Origin of the sequence: Streptomyces sp. NPDC047081 (assembly GCF_040643775.1) — a bacterium.
Lineage (GTDB): Bacteria > Actinomycetota > Actinomycetes > Streptomycetales > Streptomycetaceae > Streptomyces.
This window is the reverse complement of sequence record NZ_JBEYUY010000019.1, coordinates 154,676-172,587: the sequence shown is the minus strand read 5'-3', so window position 1 is coordinate 172,587 and position 17,912 is coordinate 154,676. Positions and strand designations below refer to the sequence as shown.

Sequence of the window (17,912 nt, the reverse complement as noted above, 5' to 3'; positions counted from 1 at the left end):
AGCCGGCCGATCCCCCGGTGCCGCAGACCGACAGCAGAGGGAAGAAGCCATGACATCCACTCCAGTCCGCATACCGACAGTCGGCACTGCCCCCGGCGCTGTCCCCCTCCTCGGGCACGCCCTGACCTTGCTGCGTGACCCTCTGAGGTTCCTCCGCTCGCTACCCGCCCACGGAGAACTGGTCGCGATCCGACTCGGCCTCCAGCGCGCCTACGTCCTGTGCACCCCGGAACTGACCCACCACGTCCTCACCGACGACCGCACCTTTGACAAGGGCGGCCCCATGGTCGACCGGACACGGGACGCCCTCGGCAACGGCCTGCCCACGTGCCCACGCTCACAGCACCGCGGCCAACGCCGACTCATACAACCCGCCTTCACAGCCGCCCGCCTCGCCGACTACGCGTCGATCATGGAACGCGAGGTGAGGGCCATCACCGACCGGTGGCAGACCGGCAAACCCATCGACGTCCTGGCCGACATGCAAGTCCTCACCGGCCGCATCCTGGTCGCCACCATGTTCGCCGGCATCTCCGACCGGCGGACCACTGAGATTCTCGACATCCTCAAGGCCATCCAGGACGGCTTCCTCCTGCGAATAGCCCTCCCCGCCTGGGCGCAAAGGCTCCCTGTCCCTGCTTTACGCCGCTCCCAGCGCGCCCGAACGCGCCTGCGCGCACTCGTCGGCGACATCATCGACCACCGCCGCGCCACGCCTGACGGCCAGAGCCATCGCGACCTGCTGTCCACCTTCCTGGCCCCGTCCGACGGCGCCACTGACGGCACATCCGGCCTGACCAAGGACGAAATCACTGATCAGTGCCTGAACTTCTTCTTCGCCGGCACCGAGACCACCGCCAGCCTCCTGGCCTGGTCCCTGCACCTCCTCGCCCAGCACCCCGAGGTCGAACGGCAGCTCCACACCGAGACCGACCAGGTCCTCAACGATCGCGTCGCATCCCTCAAGGACCTGCCGCGCCTCGAAGTCACTGGCCGGATCCTCACGGAGACCCTGCGTCTGTACCCCGCTGGTTGGCTCATCACCCGGACCGTCACCCGGGACACCGAACTCGCCGGGCAACCTCTGGCCGCAGGGACTCCTCTCGTCTACAGCCCCTACCTCATTCACCACCACCTCGGCCATTACCCCGACCCCGAGCGATTCGCCCCGGACCGATGGAGGGACATCCCCGGCCCCCCCTCACGTCAACCTGCCTTCGTGCCGTTCGGTGGCGGAGCCCGCAAGTGCATCGGCGACCAGTACGGCATCACCGAAGCCACTCTCGCCCTGGCCAGCATCACGGCCCGGTGGCAACTCCGCCCCGCGCCGGGCGTGCATGTGCGAAGCAACGCGGGGATCAGTCTCGCTCCCCGCGGCCTCCGCATGATCGCAACGCCCCGCACTACGGCGTCGGCGCTGGACCATGCGTCTCTGAGCAAGGCGGACGCCGACAGGCCGCTCAACTATTGAATCGGTTCCGGAGCAGCCTCGGCAGGTTCCACGGCAGCCTGCATGTGTCGTGCACGCGTCCACCGGTACAGGACCCCCAGCCCAACCGTGACGCCCAGGAACAACACCGTGAACCACTGGAAGTACCAGTGCCCGCCCGCCGGGTCGTACACCTCCGCCCTCGGCCACGCCAGGTTGACCGTCATCAGGAGGCCGTAGGCGAGGGCCAGGGCGTTGGCCGGGATGCCCCAGCGGCCCAGGGTGAAGAGCTTCGCGCCCGTCTCGTCCGTGCCCTGGGACGTGAACTCGCCGCGCAGGCGGCGTATCAGGAGTGGGCCCGTGACCATCGCGTACGCCAGGTACAGCATCACGATGCAGGTCGTGCCGATGGCCAGGAAGGCGTCCGGGGAGGCGAAGTTGAGGAGCAGCAGGGCCGCTGCCAGGACGCCCACCACCAGGGCGGGGGCGCTGGGCATGCCCGTGCGCGGGTTGACGCGGGACAGGCGTGCGGAGAAGGGGAGTTGGGCGTCCCGGGCCATCGAGAAGAGCATGCGGCAGGCCGCCGTCTGGATGGCCAGGGTCGCCACCGCGATCGCCACCACCACGTCGGCCAGCAGCACCTTGCCGACCCCGTCGCCCAGGCTGCTCGTGAGGACGTAGCTCAGGCCGTCGACGCCCAGGTGGCCGTCGGTCATGCTGGGCGCCGCGAGCAGGCCGCCGAGGATGATCAGGCCGCCAAGGAGGCCCGCGGCGCCGAGGGCGGTGAGGATCGTGCGGGGAGCCGTGCGGCGCGGGTGATGGGTCTCCTCGCTCATCTCACCCGCGCTGTCGAAGCCGATCATCACGTACGCCGCCGTGAAGGAGCCGACCGCAAGTGCCCCGAACAGGCCGGTACTTGCCGCTCCCGTGGTGTGGAAGGTGATGCCGGGGGAGCGCTCGGAGTGGGTCAGCAGCAGGACGATGATGAGGACCGCGCCGATGATCTCGGCGGTGACGCCCACCCGGTTGATCACCGACATCACGCGGTTGTCGAGGACGTTCACCAGCGTGGTCAGCACCAGCAGGATCACGCCGAGGACCGCCGCGTTCGCCGCGCCGTCCGATGACGTCACCGTCGGGTCCGTGCCCACGAGCTGGAAGCCCGACCAGATCGCCGGCAGCACCATCTGCAGCGCGAGCGCCGCCGCCGCGACCACCACGATCTGCCCGATCACCATGATCCAGCCCGCGAACCAGCCGAAGGCGGGGGTCGAGAGGCGGGACGACCACTGGTAGATCGCGCCCGAGATCGGGTAGCGCGCCGCCAGTTCCGCGAAGCAGGCCGCCACCAGCAGCTGCCCGAGCAGCACCGCCGGCCAGGTCCAGAAGAAGACGGGGCCGCCGAACGCGTACCCGAAGGCGAAGAACTGGAAGACCGTCGTCAGGACGGAGATGAAGGAGAAGCCCGCCGCGAACGAGGCATAGCGGCCCAGGCTGCGATGCAGTTCCTGGCGGTAGCCGAACTCCGCGAGAGAGGCGTCGTCGGGGGAGTGCGGCGGATCGGGGCGTACGTCGGAGGGGCTGGTTGTCGTCACGGCGGCACCTGCCTTGGGCGCGAATTCCTGTCGGGCGACAGAAATTAGGGACGCGGTGTTTCACCCGCGTCACGCGGCCATGTCCACGACGGGCCCAAGTCCTCACGCCCTTGCGGCGCCTCTCCGAACGCGATACATCGTGTGTATTGACGGGTGCGAGCGATCGCGATATGTTCGGCTACGGATATTCGGTTACGAGGTGATGAGGATGGTGGCCATGAAGCGCCGCAAGCTCAGCAACCCGCTGGCGCTCGCCGTGATGGTCACCCTCTGGCAGAAGCCGATGCATCCGTACGAGATCGCCCAGACCCTGCGCAGCCAGGGCAAGGACTCCAGCACGAAGATCAACTACGGCTCGCTCTACACGGTCGTGCAGAGCCTCGAGAAGCATGGCTTCGTCGAGGTCACGGACGTGCAGCGGCAGGGAAACCGCCCCGAGCGCACGGTCTACGGGCTCACCGAGGCCGGGCGCGAGGAGTCGACCGAGTGGATGTCGGACCTGCTGGCCGTCCCGGCCAAGGAGTTCCCGATCTTCGAGAGCGCGCTGTCCTTCCTCGGGGTCGTGCATCCCGACGAGGTGGTGCGGCTGCTGGAGCAGCGCCTGAAGACCCTGGAGGTCGAGGTGGCCAGCGGCCGGGGAGCGCTGGAGAAGCTCTACGAGTCCGTGCCGCGGCTCTTCCTGGTGGAGGTCGAGTACCAGCTGCACATGGTCGAGGCGCAGGCCGAGTGGGTCCGGGGCTTCGTCGAGGAGATCCGGAAGGGCTCGCTGCCGGGCGTCGACGGGTGGCGCCGCTTCCATGAAACGGGGGAGCTGCCACCGGAGTTCACCTAGCGCGTCACAACGAGAAGGGACCCCGACCGGGCTGTTGCAGCAGCCCTGCCGGGGTCGCGAACCCCGAGCTGAATCCGCCGAAAGGCACATCCGGGCGATCGAGGTGCGGCACACCCAGGATAGCCCGGTGCTCTTCCAGCGGATCAGACGTATCGCCGTACATCCGCTCAATCATGGAGAGCAGTCGTCATGAGTAGTACTCGTGCGCCCGCGGTCGAGGCGCGACAGCTGATCAAGACCTACCGCGGTGACGTCACCGCCCTCAACGGCATGGACGTCACCGTCGAACCGGGCACCGTCTTCGGGCTCCTCGGCCCGAACGGCGCCGGCAAGTCCACCACCGTCAAGATCCTCACCACCCTCGCGAAGCCCGACTCGGGCACGGCCGCCGTCGCCGGGCACGACGTGCTGCGCCACCCCGACCGGGTGCGCCGCGCGATCGGCGTGGTCGCCCAGAGCTCCGGCGCCGACCCGGTCGCCACGGGCCGCGAGAACCTCCAACTGCAGGGCAGGCTCTACGGGTTGAAGGGCGCCGCCCTGAACAGGCGGGTGGCCGAGCTGCTCGACCGCTTCAGCCTCGCGGAGGCGGCGGGGCGCCCGGTCAAGGGCTACTCCGGCGGTATGCGGCGCCGGCTCGACGTGGCCCTGGGACTGGTGCACCGGCCCGAGGTGCTCTTCCTGGACGAGCCCACCACCGGGCTCGACCCCGAGGCCCGCACCGCGATGTGGGACGAGATCGACCGGCTCGCGGGGGAGGAGGGGCTGACCATCCTGCTCACCACGCACTACCTCGACGAGGCCGACCGGCTCGCCGAGCGCATCGCCATCGTCGACCGGGGGCGTGTGGTCGTGGAGGGCACGCCCGACTCCCTCAAGGGCGAACTGCGCGGCGACGCCGTCCATTTGGAGCTCAGGGAAGCCGTCGGCGAGGCCGGCCGCACCCTGCTCGACGGCGCCCTGAACGGGCTGCCCGGCATGCACGAGGTGCTGGTCGACGGACGCCGGATCAGCGTCCGGGCCGACGACGGGGCAGCCGCCGTACCCACGCTGCTCGGTGCTCTGGAGCGGGCCGGGGTCGGTGTCGCCGCCGCGACCGTCGCCCGGCCCTCCCTCGACGACGTCTACCTCCGCTATGCCGGCCGCCGTTACTCCGAGGCCGACGCCGAAGCCACCGAGAACCTCGTCCTCGCCGGAGGTGCGCGATGAGCACGGCCGTCACCCAGACCTGGTACATGACGCAGCGTCAACTCATGGTGTTCACCAGGCAGCCCGCCTACGCGATCATCACGCTGATCCAGCCGGTGATCTGGCTGTTCCTGTTCGGCAACCTCTTCAAGAAGGTCGTCGAGCTGGGCGGTTTCGGGACCACGACGTATCTCGACTACCTCGTCCCGGGCGTGGTCGTGATGAGCGCGCTCAGCTCCAACATGTGGGCCGGCATGGGCACGTTGGAGGAGATCCAGCGCGGAACCCTCAACCGGTTCCTGACCACGCCGGTCAGCCGGGCCGCGCTGATGAACGGCAACGTCGTCAACAACGGGCTGATCACCGCGTTCCAGTCGGTCGTCATCGTGCTGCTGGCCCTGGCCGGCGGCGCCGACTACCCGGGCGGCGTCGGCGGCATCGCGATCCTGGTGCTCGCCGCGGTACTGCTCGGCACGATCTTCGGGGCGCTGTCCAACGCGCTGGGCATGCTGGTCCAGGAGCGGGAGTCGATCATCGGCATCAACACTTTCCTGCTGCTGCCGCTGACCTTCCTGTCCTCCGCCTTCATGGCGCCGTCCCAGATGCCCTCCTGGATGCGGCACATCGCCGACTTCAACCCGCTCAACTGGGCGATGGTCGCGGGCCGTTCGGCACTGTCCGAGCACCCCGACTGGGGTGACGTGCTCAGCCGCGGCGGGGCGCTGCTGGCGCTCGCGGTGGCGGCGGTGTGGCTGTCGATCCGGACGTTCAGGTCGTACCAGCGCTCGGTCTGAGTACGGCGAAGGGGCGGCACCCGCGAATCGGGTGCCGCCCCTTCGTGCGTCTCACGCGGTGCGTTTCACGCGGCCGAAGCCGTGCCCTCCTGCTCGGCCTCGATCCGGGCGTTCCACTCCCGCTTGGAGGCCTGCCAGCCGTCCTCGTTGTGGCCGAGCCGCCAGTAGCCGGAGATCGACAGGTCCTCGCGGGGGATCTGCAGGTCGACCCGGAGCAGCTGGCGCAGCTCCTTCACGAAGTGCGCCTCGCCGTGCACGAACGCGTGCAGCCGACCCTCCGGGAATTCCAGCGCCCGCACGGCCTCGCACAGCAGCGAGCCGACCGGCCGGTCGCCGCGGTGCAGCCAGACGACCTCCACGTCGGAGTCGATCTTCTGCTCCTCCTCGGGGCCCGACACCTCCACGAAGGCGTGTGCCGTGACGCCGTCGGGCAGCGTCTCCAGGGAGCGGGCGATCGCGGGCAGCGCGCTCTCGTCGCCGACGAGCAGATGCCAGTCGGCCTCCGGGCTGGGCGCGTAGGCGCCGCCGGGGCCCATGAAGCGCACCGTCTCGCCCGGCTGGACGCGCATCGCCCAGGGACCGGCGAGCCCCTCGTCGCCGTGGATGACGAAGTCCAGGGTCAGCTCATGGGACACGGGATCGAAGGCCCGTACGGTGTAGGTGCGGGTCACCGGCCACTGCTCGCGCGGGAGTTCCTCGCGGATCCGCTCCATGTCGAAGGGTTCCGGGTAGGTCACGCCGGGGGTCGGAGGGAACAGCAGCTTCACGTAGTGGTCGGTGCAGGTGTCGGCCGCGAAACCGGCCAGACCCTCGCCGCCGAGGACCACGCGCTGCATGTGCGGGGTCAGCCGTTCTGTGCGGACGACCTGCGCGGAATGGGGCTTCCGCGGCCTCCGAGCCGGACGTTCTGCCATGACGGCCTCCCATGCTTCCTTGCTTAGGCTTACCTAAGTTAGCACCTCTCCCCCTGGCAACACCCTAATGAGAGCGACATTTCTGAAAACAGAAACAATGTTTACGTTCCGGGCGTGGTCGCCTTTCAGGCGCCGAGCGTGGTCAGCAGCCGGTGCAGTGACCCGCCCAGCCCCCACCGTGTCGCCAGTTCGTCCAACGCCGCCGGGTCGCGCGGGGTGCGCGGCAGCGCCGTGTCGACATCCGGAAGGGGGACGTCGTCGGCGACCTTGACGACCTTCGGCGCCACCGCGACGTACGGGCGCGACTCGTCGAGCCGCTTGCGTTGCGAAGGCGTCAGCTTCGCCTTCGGGTCCTCGACCGCGGCCATGATCCCGGCCACGTCCCCGAACTCGGCGAGCAGCTTCGCCGCCGTCTTCTCACCGATGCCCGGCACGCCCGGCAGCCCGTCGCTCGGGTCGCCGCGCAGCAGCGCCAGATCCGCGTACCCCTTGCCGTCCACCCCATACTTCTCGCGCAGCCACGCCTCGTCGGTCAACTGCAGCGTGCCGACGCCCTTGAGCGGGTACAGCACGCGAACTCCCCGCGCGTCGTCCACGAGTTGGTACAGGTCGCGGTCGCCGGTGACGATGTCGACCGGGATCTTCGCGTGCGCCGTGAAGGTGCCGATCACGTCGTCCGCCTCGTACGGCTCGACGCCCACGCGCGCGATGCCCAGCGCGTCCAGGACCGCCTCGATCACCGGCACCTGCGGCGACAGGGTGTCCGGCACCTCCTCCTCGTCCGGGCCCGCCTCATGCTCCTCGGCGACGCGGTGCGCCTTGTAGGAGGGGATCAGGTCGACCCGCCACTGCGGGCGCCAGTCGGCGTCCATGCAGGCCACCAGATCGCTCGGCCGGTGGTCCTTCACTAGCCGGTCGATGAATTCCAGCAGCCCGCGCACGGCGTTCACCGGCGTGCCGTCCGGGGCCTTCACGGACTCCGGGACGCCGAAGTAGGCGCGGAAGTAGAGCGAGGCGGTGTCGAGGAGCATCAGTCGTCCGGTCACGCTCGCATCATGCCGTACGGCACCGACAGTCACCCGCCGGCGAGCAGCCAACGCCACCGCGGAACCTCGGTGACCAGGGTCGCCGCCGCCAGCGACGACACGAGCACGGCCGCCCAGACCGGCATGACCACCCACGCGGAGACGACGGCCGCGACCAGCTGCAGCAGCACGAGCAGGATCGTGGCCCACCCCGGAACCGCGACCACCACGTTCGCCTTGTCGCCCGGCGTGGAGAAGACGGTCGGCAGACCGATCAGCACCACCACCGACAGCACCGCGAGCGGCCACGAGTACGACCACAGCGCCCAGGGAGTGGCGACCCACGCCACCAGCTCCGTCGCGAAGCGCAGCACCGACGCACGCCGGTCGTCCGGTCTTTCCACGGTCGCCCCCGTCATGCCCACACCGATGTGAAGTACCGGCGGCGATCCTACGCACTGGTTGTGAACTGAACCACTGACGCGTTTGACCTGGTGGGGCGAGGGCAGGCGCGGCCTCTCCCCCCTTGCCCCGATCCGAGAGGTACGCGTGTCAGCCAGGCTAGAGGCCGAACAGCTCTACAAGGTGTTCGGCAGACGACCAGACGAGGCAGCCGAACGGCTCCGCCAGGGAGCCGACCGGGAGGAACTGCGCGCCGACGGCACGACCGCCGCCGTCATCGACGCTTCCTTCACCGTGGAGCCGGGCCAGATCTTCGTCGTCATGGGCCTGTCCGGCTCCGGCAAGTCCACCCTGCTGCGCATGCTCAACGGCCTGCTGGAGCCGACCGCAGGACATGTGCGCTTCGACGGCCAGGACCTGACCGGGCTCGGCGCCCGCGACCTGCGCGCGGTGCGCGCCCGGAAGATCAGCATGGTCTTCCAGCACTTCGCGCTCTTCCCGCACCGCAGCGTGCTGGAGAACGCCGCCTACGGCCTGGCCGTGCAGGGCGTGCCCCGCGCCGAGCGCGAGCGTCGCGCCGGCGAGGCGCTGGCCCTGTGTGGACTGGCCGGATGGGAGAAGTCCTGGCCGGACGAGCTGTCCGGCGGCATGCAGCAGCGCGTCGGCCTCGCCCGCGCGCTCGCCACCGACGCCGACCTGCTGCTGATGGACGAGTCCTTCAGCGCCCTGGACCCGCTGATCCGCCGCGACATGCAGGACCAGCTGCTCCAGCTCCAGCAGACCCTGAAGAAGACGATCGTCTTCATCACCCACGACCTCAACGAGGCCATGCGCCTGGGCGACCGCATCGCCGTCATGCGCGACGGCCGGATCGTCCAGAACGGCACCGCCGAGGACATCCTGGTCCGGCCCGCCGACGACTACGTCGCCTCCTTCACCAAGGACGTCGACCGCTCCCGCGTGCTGACCGCGTCCGCCGTCATGGACACGGACGTCCGCGGCGACGAGGCCGACTGCGGCTGCGCGAACGGCTGCGAGACCGCCACCCCCGACACTCCGTTCACCGAACTCTGCGCGATCAGCGCCCGGTTGAGCCACCCGGTGGCCGTCCTGGACGACCGGCGCGAACTCGTCGGCGTGGTCCCCAGGCAGCGCCTGGTCGGCTTCCTCGGCGACGAGAAGGCGGTGACCCGTGCCTAGGATCCCGCTCGGCGACTGGGTCAACGACATGGTCGACTGGCTGCTCGGCCACGCGTCCTGGCTCTTCGACTTCCTCAAGACCGTCTTCACGGGCACGTACGACGGCATCAACGCCGTCCTCCAGGCGCCCCAACCCCTTCTGCTCGCAGGCATCTTCGCCGTGCTCGCCTTCTGGCTGCGTGGCACCCTCGCCGGTGTCCTCACCTTCGCGGGATTCGCCTTCATCGACTCCCTCGAACTGTGGGACGACGCGATGGTCACCCTGTCGCTCGTCCTGGTCGCCACGATCATCGCGCTGGTGATCTCGGTGCCGGTCGGCATCTGGGCCGCCCGCTCGAACCGGGTCAGCGGCCTGGTCCGCCCGGTCCTGGACTTCATGCAGACGCTGCCCGCGATGATCTACCTCATCCCGGCGATCCTGTTCTTCGGCACGGGCGCCTCCGCGGGCATCGTCGCCACCCTGATCTTCGCGCTCGCCCCCGGCGTCCGCATGACCGAACTGGGCATCCGCCAGGTCGACAAGGAACTGGTCGAGGCCGCCGAGGCGTTCGGCACCACACCGCGCGACACCCTGCTGCGCGTCCAGCTGCCGCTCGCGCTGCCGACCGTCATGGCCGGCGTCAACCAGGTCATCATGCTGGGCCTGTCCATGGCCGCGATCGCCGGCATGGTCGGCACCGGCGGCCTCGGCGGCGACGTCAACGAGGCCATCGGCCAGCTGAACGTCGGCCTCGGCTCCGAGGCGGGCGTGGCCATCGTCATCCTCGCGATCTACCTCGACCGCATGACGAGCGCGCTGGGCACCCAGGTCTCCCCGCTCGGCCGCCGTGCCGCCGCCAAGGCCCGCGCCGCGCAGGGCCTGAAGATCTGGTCGTACCGCCCGAGCCCGCAGATCGCCGTGGTCGGCGTCGTGGTCCTCGCCCTCGTGGCGGGCGGCATGGGCATCTTCGGCGGCAGCGGCGACTCCGCCCCCGTCGCCGACGCCAAGAACGTCGGCCAGGGCAAGAAGATCACCATCGGTTACGTCCCCTGGGACGACGGCGTCGCCTCCACCTTCCTGTGGAAGGAGATCCTGGAGGAACGCGGCTACCAGGTCGACGCGAAGCAGTTCGACGCGGGCCCGCTCTACACCTCCGTCGCCTCGGGCAACGCCGACTTCATGACCGGCGCCTGGCTGCCGACGACCCACGAGCAGTACTGGAAGAAGTACGGCGGCCAGCTCGACGACCTCGGCGCCTGGTACAGCAAGACCTCTCTGGAGCTGACCGTCCCCTCGTACATGAAGGATGTCGACTCCCTGGCCGATCTCAAGGGCAAGGCCTCGGAGTTCGGCGGGAAGATCACCGGTATCGAGTCCAGCGCCGGTGAGATGGCGCTGCTCAAGAGCAAGGTCCTCAAGGCCTACGGCCTCGACAAGGAGTACCAGGTCGTCGACAGCTCCACGCCGGCGATGCTGGCCGAGCTGAAGCGGGCGTACAGCCAGAAGAAGCCGATCGTCACCACGCTCTGGTCGCCGCACTGGGCGTACAACGACTACGACCTCAAGAAGCTCAAGGACCCCAAGGGCGCCTGGGGTTCGGGCGACGGCATCCACACCGTGGCCCGCAAGGGCTTCGCGGGCGAGAACCCGGTCGTCGGCAAGTGGCTGAAGAACTTCAAGCTGGACGAGAAACAGCTCACCAGCCTGGAAGCCGAGATCAACAAGGCGGGCAAGGGCAAGCAGCAGGACGCCGTGCGCGGCTGGCTGAAGGAGAACCCGGGACTGGTCGACAAGCTCGCCCCGGTGCAGGGCGCCAGGACCGCCGCCGAGGCGAAGCGGCCGGTGAACGTCGCCTGGTTCCCCTGGGACGAGGACATCGCCGTCACCTACCTCTGGAAGAACGTCCTGGAGCGGCGCGGCTACCAGCTGAACCTCAAGCAGATGGACGTCGGCCCGGTCTACACCGGCCTCGCCTCCGGCGACCTGGACGTCAACTTCGACGCCTGGCTGCCGTATGCCCAGAAGAACTACTGGGACGAGAGCAAGGACAGACTGAAAGACCTCGGGACCTGGTACCAGCCGACCTCGCTGGAGGTCGCGGTGCCCTCGTACGTCAAGGGCGTGAAGTCGTACGAGGACCTCAAGGGCAAGGCGAGCACCTTCGGCGGGAAGATCATCGGGATCGAGCCCGGCACCGGTGAGATGAACCTGCTCAAGACCAAGGTGCTGCCGGGCTACGGCCTGGACAAGGAGTACAAGGTCGTCGACGGGTCCACGCCCGCGATGCTGGCCGAGCTCAAGCGTGCCTACGCCAAGAAGCAGCCGGTCGCGGTCGTGCTCTGGTCGCCGCACTGGGCCTACAGCCAGTACGGCCTCACCAAGCTGAAGGACGACAAGAAGCTCTTCGGCGAGGGCAACACGATCCGCACCATCGCGAACGAGAAGTTCCCGGAGCAGTACCCGCAGCTCACCAAGTGGATCAAGGGCTTCCATATGAGCGAGGGCGAGCTCGGCAGTCTGGAGGCCGAGATCAACAAGTACGGGCAGGGCCACGAGGAGCAGGCGGTCGCCGCCTGGCTCAAGGAGCACCCCGACATGGTGGGCCGGATGACCCCGTGACCCACCCCTCGGGCACGGTAAGGATTCGGCCAACCACATAGCGCTACGCCAATACCCAAGCTTCGGCGCCCTGTTGGCCGGAAAATCCTGCCGTTCCCCCGAAGCGTCACGCACACCTTCCCGTTGTGCCGTGCACCCCGGACACCACCAGGGTGCACGGCGCAACGGTGCGATGGCCCGGCCGCCGCCGCGCCGGCCGCCAACTCGCCCCGGCACCAAGGGACTTCACGCCCGGGAGCGCAAGGCCTGATCACAGGCCTGATCGCGCTGTCCGGGCTCGGGTAAATGCCGGGAACACATGCGGCCGCACACGCCTTGTACCAAGTGGGACCCGGCCGTGCAGGCCGAGGGCCGGGCGCCTCGGGAGCCTGCGGACGTACGCCTACGATCCCGCCGCCGTACCGGCCGACCGGTCGGCGATCCGCGCCCCCGGAGGCGGCCGTGCCTCCGCCGAACCGGCCGTCGCCCTCCTCGTCCACCCGGACGGGCGCCCGGCGCCGCTGGTCAGCGTCTTCGCCCCGAAGGAGGGTTCCGGGCCCGGCGAGGGCGGGGAACTGGTCTACTGGCGAGAGTTGGCGAATTGACCGCACGCGGTGTTTACGGGTGTGTGACGGGCGCGTGAAACGGTTTGCCGAACCTGCGTAAGGTGCAGAGAACTCATCAGAAGTACTCATACGAAATGTTCGGGCCGACGAGCGAAGGAAGGAGCCGGAGTCATGGGCGACCACAAAGACGACCACAAGGACCAGCCCCTGCGCGTGGGCGCGGCCGTGCGGCGACGCCGCCGGACGCTGGATCTCACCCTCGCCGTCGTGGCCGAGCGCAGCGGCCTGTCGGTGCCCTTCCTGAGCCAGGTCGAGAACGACAGGGCGCGACCCAGCCGCACCTCCCTGGAGAAGGTCGCCGACGCCCTGCGCACCACCGCGGTGGAGCTGCTCGCGGCGGCCGACCCGGCGTGCAGCGTCGACGTGGTGCGCATGGAGACCGGCGAGCCCGAGGGCGAGCCGCGGGTGCGTTCCCTGGTGCGCGGTCATCACCAGATGCACGCCTCGGAGTTCATCGGCGACCATGACGCGGGCCGTGAATTCCAGTACCGCAACGACCAGTTGATGTACGTCGCCGACGGCGCGGTGGAGATCGAGGCGGAGGGCCGCGCGTACCGGCTCGGCCGCGGCGACACGCTGTACCTGACCGGCGGGGTGCGCCACCGGTGGCGGGCGACCGTGCCGGACACGCGGCTGCTCGTCGTCGCGGTGGCGGAGCACATCGAGGCGCTCCGGGGCCGGTCCCGCTAGTGCCACCGCGTGTCGTCTCGCTCGTCCCGTCGCTGACGGAGGCCATCGCGCTGTCCGTGCCGGGCACGCTGGTCGGCGCCACGGACTGGTGCAGCCATCCCGCGGACCTGGACGTCACGCGTGTCGGCGGCACCAAGAACCCCAAGCCGGAGCAGATCCTCGCGCTCGCGCCGGACCTGGTGATCGCCAACGAGGAGGAGAACCGCGAACCCGACCTGGCGGCCCTGCGCGCGGCGGGCGTAGAGGTCCTGGTCACGGAGGTGCGGAACGTCTCGCAGGCCTTCCGCGAACTGGAACGGGTACTGACGGCGTGCGGCACGGCCGCCCGCCCGCGCTGGCTGGACGAGGCCGAGGAGACCTGGTCGGCGCTACGGCCACCGGACCGCCGTACGACCGCGGTCGTCCCGATCTGGCGCCGGCCCTGGATGGTCCTCGGCCGCGACACCTTCGCGGGCGACGTCCTGTCCCGCCTGGGCGTGGACCACGCCTACGCGAGCCATCCCGACCGCTACCCCCGCGTCCCGCTCGACGAGCTGCGGGCGACGGCGCCGGACGTCGTGGTCCTGCCCGACGAGCCGTACGCCTTCACGGCCGAGGACGGCCCGGAGGCCTTCCCGGGCCTGCCCTGTGCGCTCGTCAGCGGACGTCATCTCACCTGGTACGGGCCGTCGTTGGCCGAGGCGCCACGGGCGCTGGGCGAGGCCCTGCGAGCAGCTCTCCGCTGATCAGCCCGCGTGCCGTGTGCACGGCGGCGGTGCCCCAGGCGGCCACGAGGATGACGTACAGCCCGACGGCGAGCCAGTCGTACACGACGAGCCCGGTGTGCCGGGCCAGCGCCTCCGCGCCCGTGACACAGGTACCGACGGGAAAGGTGAAGGCCCACCAGGTCATCGCGAACCCCATGCCGTCCCGACGGGCCCGCAGCACATGGGCGCCGGCGAAGGCGAACCACAGCATCGCGAACCCCAGAACCGGCACGCCGTACAGCACGGCGAAGACGCCGAAACCCTCGCTGTAGGGCGGTGGTACGACGCCGGGAGCGAAGTCCGCGAACTTGCCGACGGCGGTGGTGGACTGCCCGAGCGGCCCGAGGACGAGGAACAGGGTCGGGGTGAGCGCGAGCGGCAGCGGCCCGCCGGTGATCAGCCGCCCGAACACCAGCGGCAGCATCACCAGGGTCGCGAGCAGACTGACCCCGAACATCGCGAAACACGCGAGGAGCAGCGTCTCCTGCGGCTGCCCCGACGGCAGATACGGCACCAGCAGCGGCCCGAGCGCCGCGGACACCATCGGCGCGACGAGGGGCAGCAGCCACACCGGAGTCGCCTGTGCCGCATCAACCTTGTGTCGTACGGCCATGAGGTACGGGACCGCGACGGCGGCCGCGAGTCCGATCACCGTCCCGGCGCCGAACAGCACGGCGTCGAGGGCCACGGCGGCGTCGCGTCCGATCCAGTCCCGGCCGACGGTGAGCGCACCGCCGCCGACGGCCAGCAGGGCCATGGACAGGCAGCCGTAGAAGGGCGCCATCGCCGGGTCGAGGAGGTGGGCGCGGGCCTGGTCGCGGTGGTGGGTCCAGTGCAGGGCGCGGGCGACGAGGAGAACCAGGAGCAGGGTGAGGGAGAGCGCCCAGACGGCGGCGAGGAGGGCGCGGGGGACGGGCACGGGGAGCGCGACGCCCGCGGTGGCGACGATCGCGGTGCCCATGACGGAGGCGTACCAGTTCGGTCCGAGGTGACGGACGGAGATGGTGCGCGGGAGGGGCTGGACGGCGGTGACCATGCCTTCACCGTCTCGCGGCCCGACCGGCCCGACCAGGGAGTGCTCCTCTATGAGGACATAAGCTGGAGTTATGAGCAACGCGGAGGAACGGGCGACGCCCCCCGGCTCGCTGTCGCACCGGGTGCCCGATCTCGGCGCGCTGGAGCTGCTGCTGGCGGTGGCGCGGCTGGGGAGTCTGGGCGGGGCGGCGCGGGAGGTGGGGATCACCCAGCCGGCGGCGAGCAGCCGGATCCGGTCGATGGAGCGGCAGTTGGGGGTGGCGCTGGTGGACCGTTCACCGCGTGGCTCGCGGCTGACGGACGCGGGTGCGCTGGTGACGGACTGGGCGCGGCGGATCGTGGAGGCGGCGGAGGCCTTCGACGCGGGGGCGCAGGCCTTGCGGGACCGGCGGGACTCGCGGCTCAGGGTGGCGGCGAGCATGACGATCGCCGAGTATCTGTTGCCGGGGTGGCTGCTGGCGTTGCGGGCGGGGCGGCCGGACACGGCGGTGTCGCTGCTGGCCGGGAACTCGGCGGCGGTGGCGGAACGGCTGCTGTCGGGCGAGGCGGACCTCGGCTTCGTCGAGGGCGTCAGCGTCCCGGCAGGGCTGGACTCGACGGTCATCGCCCACGACCGCCTGATCGTGGTGACGGCCCCGGGCCACGCGTGGGCCCGCCGCCGACGCCCGCTGGAGGCGTCGGAGCTGGCGGCGACCCCGCTGATCCTCCGCGAGAAGGGCTCGGGAACCCGCCAGGTCCTGGACGCGGCCCTGGGCGGCCTCGCCCGCCCATTGATCGAACTCTCCTCGACGACAGCGGTGAAGGCGGCGGCGGTGAGCGGCGCGGGCCCGGCGGTCCTGAGCGAGCTGGCGGTGGGGGAGGAGCTGGCGATGCGGCGCTTGGTGAGCGTGCCGGTGGAAGGGGTGGCGCTGGCACGAGACTTGCGCGCGGTATGGCCGACGGGACACCGCCCGGTGGGACCGGCTCGGGACCTTTTGTCGCTGACGCGGGGGTAGCGGGGCGTTCTGTGGTGAGGCGGGGTGGCGGGGCCTTCTGTGCTGAGGCGGGTAGCGGGACCTTCTGTGCTGACGCAGGAGTAGCAGTAGCCTCTGCGCTGACGCGGGGCAGCGGCACCTTCTGCGCCGACCCGGGGATAGCCGGGCTTTTTATCGCTCACGCGGGGTTGGAGGCCGCGGGGTGAAAACCCGTGGCGCGCTGTTCTCGCCGCCCCGCACCATGACGTATGCAGCCGTCCGCCGCCCCACCCGCCACAGGAGCCCGCACCCCCTGGGAAGGCCTCCCCGCCCATGTGCGTGCCGCGGTCGCCGACCTCCTCGACGGCACGCCGGTCACGCACGCCCGCACCCAGCCCGGCGGCTTCTCCCCGGGCGTCGCCGCCCGGATCCGCACCGCCGCCGGCCGCCGCGCCTTCGTCAAGGCGGTCAGCGCCGACACCAACCCGGACAGCCCCGCCCTGCACCGCGCCGAGGCCCGCAACACCGCCGCCCTCCCGCCCACCGTCCCGGCGCCGTGCCTTCTCGGCTCCTACGACGACGGCACCTGGGTCGCCCTGGTCTTCGAGGAGATCGACGGCCGTCAGCCCCATGTGCCCTGGCGGCAAGGCGAGTTGGAGCGCGTGCTGCACGCCGTGTACGAGCTGGGCCGCAGCCTCACCCCGTCTCCCGTCGCCGCCCCGCCCGCCGCCGAGTCGCTCGCCGACGCCTTCTCCGGCTGGCAGCGGCTCCACGCTCAGGAAGGGCAACCGCGACTCCGCGGCCGCCTCGACCCCTGGACCCTCGCCCACCTGCCCCGTCTCGCCGAACTCGCCGCCGCCTGGCCGGAGGCGGCCGCCGGTGACACCCTCGCGCACGCCGACCTCCGCGCCGACAACATGCTGCTCACCGCCGACGACCGCGTCGTCTTCGTCGACTGGCCGCACGCCGTACGCGCCGCTCCCTGGTTCGACCTGCTCTTCATGCTGCCCTGCGTCGCCGCACAGGGCGGACCGGACCCGCAGCAGGTGTTCGCCGGGCATCCGCTGGGCCGGGAAGCCGATCCGGACGCCGTCACCGCCACCCTCGCCGCGCTCACCGGCTTCTTCGTCGAGCAGTCCCTGCTCCCCGCCCCGCCCGGCCTCCCCACCCTCCGCCCCTTCCAGCGTGCCCAGGGCGAGGCCGGTCTCGCGTGGCTCAGGACGCGGCTCGGACCAGGGCCCGCATGACGCGGACGTCCTCGCCCATCTCCGGGTGCCACTGGACGCCGAGCACCCAGCCCTCCGCCGACGGGAGTTCGACGGCCTCCACCGTGCCGTCCTCCGCGTAGGCCGACGGGATCAGACCGGTGCCCAGGCGGTCCACCGACTGGTGGTGGAACGTCGGTACGGACGTCTCCTCGGGGACGATCGACGCGTACCGCGTCCCCGGTACCGGCTTGACCGGGTGGCTGCCGAAGACGCCCACCACCTCCGCGTGCCCCTCGATGTGCTGCACGAGCGTGCCGCCGAGGGCGACGTTCAGGAGCTGCATGCCACGGCAGATGCCCAGCAGGGGGAGGCCCGCGGACAGGGCCGCGTCGATCAGCGCCAGTTCCCAGGCGTCCCGGGCGCGGGCCGGCGGGCCGGTCCGGGGGTGGGGCTCGGCGCTGTAACGGACCGGCTCGACGTCCGGGCCGCCCGCGATGACCAGCCCGTCGAGCCGGGCGACCGTCGCCGCCGCCTGCTCCGGCGCGTCCGGCGGCAGCATCGCGGCGAGGCCCCCGGCCCGCTGCACCAGGCGCGGATAGCCGGCCGGCAGCAGCGCCGCCTCCAGCTCCCACACACCCCAGCGCGCCCCGGCCTCCAGATACGTGCTGACGCCGATCAGCGGCCTGTCGCTCATGCTTCC

At 70.6% G+C, this 17,912-nt stretch carries 16 protein-coding genes; 10 read left to right on the top strand and 6 right to left on the bottom strand.

Features of this window, described 5'->3' with window-relative positions:
- Positions 1–49: 49 nt before the first annotated feature.
- Positions 50–1,471: a cytochrome P450 gene (locus ABZ848_RS31715; RefSeq protein ID WP_360837441.1), complete on the top strand. Its 1,422-nt coding sequence runs from the start codon at positions 50–52 to the stop codon at positions 1,469–1,471.
- On the opposite strand, the gene ABZ848_RS31710 is transcribed toward ABZ848_RS31715, so the two are convergent.
- Positions 1,465–3,024, bottom strand: coding sequence for an amino acid permease (locus ABZ848_RS31710; RefSeq protein ID WP_360837439.1), 1,560 nt, complete (start codon positions 3,022–3,024; stop codon positions 1,465–1,467). The two genes, ABZ848_RS31715 and ABZ848_RS31710, sit on opposite strands and share 7 nt — an antisense overlap.
- Positions 3,025–3,241: 217 nt before the next feature.
- Here ABZ848_RS31710 and ABZ848_RS31705 point away from each other — a divergent pair, with 217 nt between their 5' ends.
- The 3 genes from ABZ848_RS31705 to ABZ848_RS31695 all read left to right on the top strand — a co-directional run bounded on the left by ABZ848_RS31705 (position 3,242) and on the right by ABZ848_RS31695 (position 5,835).
- Positions 3,242–3,856 (top strand): PadR family transcriptional regulator, encoded by a 615-nt coding sequence (locus ABZ848_RS31705; RefSeq protein ID WP_360837488.1) that lies wholly within the window; start codon positions 3,242–3,244, stop codon positions 3,854–3,856.
- Between the two features lie 189 nt (positions 3,857–4,045).
- On the top strand, positions 4,046–5,062 hold the full coding sequence (locus tag ABZ848_RS31700; protein ID WP_360837437.1) for an ATP-binding cassette domain-containing protein: 1,017 nt from the start codon (positions 4,046–4,048) through the stop codon (positions 5,060–5,062).
- Positions 5,059–5,835: an ABC transporter permease gene (locus ABZ848_RS31695; RefSeq protein WP_360837435.1), complete on the top strand. Its 777-nt coding sequence runs from the start codon at positions 5,059–5,061 to the stop codon at positions 5,833–5,835. Before ABZ848_RS31700 ends, ABZ848_RS31695 begins: the two co-directional genes overlap by 4 nt.
- 65 nt (positions 5,836–5,900) lie before the next feature.
- Here the strand turns inward: ABZ848_RS31695 and ABZ848_RS31690 are convergent, their stop codons facing one another.
- The 3 genes from ABZ848_RS31690 to ABZ848_RS31680 all read right to left on the bottom strand — a co-directional run bounded on the left by ABZ848_RS31690 (position 5,901) and on the right by ABZ848_RS31680 (position 8,178).
- Positions 5,901–6,749, bottom strand: coding sequence for a siderophore-interacting protein (locus ABZ848_RS31690; RefSeq protein WP_360837433.1), 849 nt, complete (start codon positions 6,747–6,749; stop codon positions 5,901–5,903).
- Between the two features lie 125 nt (positions 6,750–6,874).
- A complete protein-coding gene (locus ABZ848_RS31685; RefSeq protein WP_360837486.1) occupies positions 6,875–7,780 on the bottom strand; it encodes a 5'-3' exonuclease in 906 nt (301 codons plus the stop codon).
- 44 nt (positions 7,781–7,824) lie between these two features.
- Positions 7,825–8,178, bottom strand: coding sequence for a hypothetical protein (locus ABZ848_RS31680; protein WP_360837431.1), 354 nt, complete (start codon positions 8,176–8,178; stop codon positions 7,825–7,827).
- Between the two features lie 145 nt (positions 8,179–8,323).
- Here ABZ848_RS31680 and ABZ848_RS31675 point away from each other — a divergent pair, with 145 nt between their 5' ends.
- From ABZ848_RS31675 to ABZ848_RS31660, 4 genes are all read left to right on the top strand, one after another.
- Positions 8,324–9,376, top strand: coding sequence for a glycine betaine/L-proline ABC transporter ATP-binding protein (locus ABZ848_RS31675; protein ID WP_360837429.1), 1,053 nt, complete (start codon positions 8,324–8,326; stop codon positions 9,374–9,376).
- Positions 9,369–11,975: an ABC transporter permease/substrate binding protein gene (locus ABZ848_RS31670; protein ID WP_360837427.1), complete on the top strand. Its 2,607-nt coding sequence runs from the start codon at positions 9,369–9,371 to the stop codon at positions 11,973–11,975. Before ABZ848_RS31675 ends, ABZ848_RS31670 begins: the two co-directional genes overlap by 8 nt.
- 716 nt (positions 11,976–12,691) lie before the next feature.
- The gene (locus ABZ848_RS31665) at positions 12,692–13,270 is read left to right on the top strand and encodes an XRE family transcriptional regulator (protein WP_360837426.1); all 579 of its coding nucleotides are present in this window, start codon (positions 12,692–12,694) and stop codon (positions 13,268–13,270) included.
- A complete protein-coding gene (locus tag ABZ848_RS31660) occupies positions 13,270–13,995 on the top strand; it encodes a helical backbone metal receptor (RefSeq protein ID WP_360837424.1) in 726 nt (241 codons plus the stop codon). Before ABZ848_RS31665 ends, ABZ848_RS31660 begins: the two co-directional genes overlap by 1 nt.
- Here ABZ848_RS31660 and ABZ848_RS31655 read toward each other — a convergent pair.
- Complete coding sequence (locus ABZ848_RS31655) at positions 13,922–15,052, bottom strand: TDT family transporter (protein ID WP_360837423.1); 1,131 nt, start codon at positions 15,050–15,052, stop codon at positions 13,922–13,924. The genes ABZ848_RS31660 and ABZ848_RS31655 overlap by 74 nt on opposite strands.
- A gap of 70 nt (positions 15,053–15,122) precedes the next feature.
- Between ABZ848_RS31655 and ABZ848_RS31650 the strand changes: the two genes are divergently transcribed.
- Together ABZ848_RS31650 and ABZ848_RS31645 are read left to right on the top strand one after the other, a co-directional pair.
- Complete coding sequence (locus ABZ848_RS31650) at positions 15,123–16,046, top strand: LysR family transcriptional regulator (RefSeq protein ID WP_360837421.1); 924 nt, start codon at positions 15,123–15,125, stop codon at positions 16,044–16,046.
- Positions 16,047–16,273: 227 nt separating this feature from the next.
- The gene (locus ABZ848_RS31645) at positions 16,274–17,251 is read left to right on the top strand and encodes a phosphotransferase (protein WP_360837420.1); all 978 of its coding nucleotides are present in this window, start codon (positions 16,274–16,276) and stop codon (positions 17,249–17,251) included.
- Here the strand turns inward: ABZ848_RS31645 and ABZ848_RS31640 are convergent.
- Positions 17,220–17,906: a gamma-glutamyl-gamma-aminobutyrate hydrolase family protein gene (locus tag ABZ848_RS31640; protein WP_360837419.1), complete on the bottom strand. Its 687-nt coding sequence runs from the start codon at positions 17,904–17,906 to the stop codon at positions 17,220–17,222. The two genes, ABZ848_RS31645 and ABZ848_RS31640, sit on opposite strands and share 32 nt — an antisense overlap.
- Between the last annotated feature and the right edge of the window lie 6 nt (positions 17,907–17,912).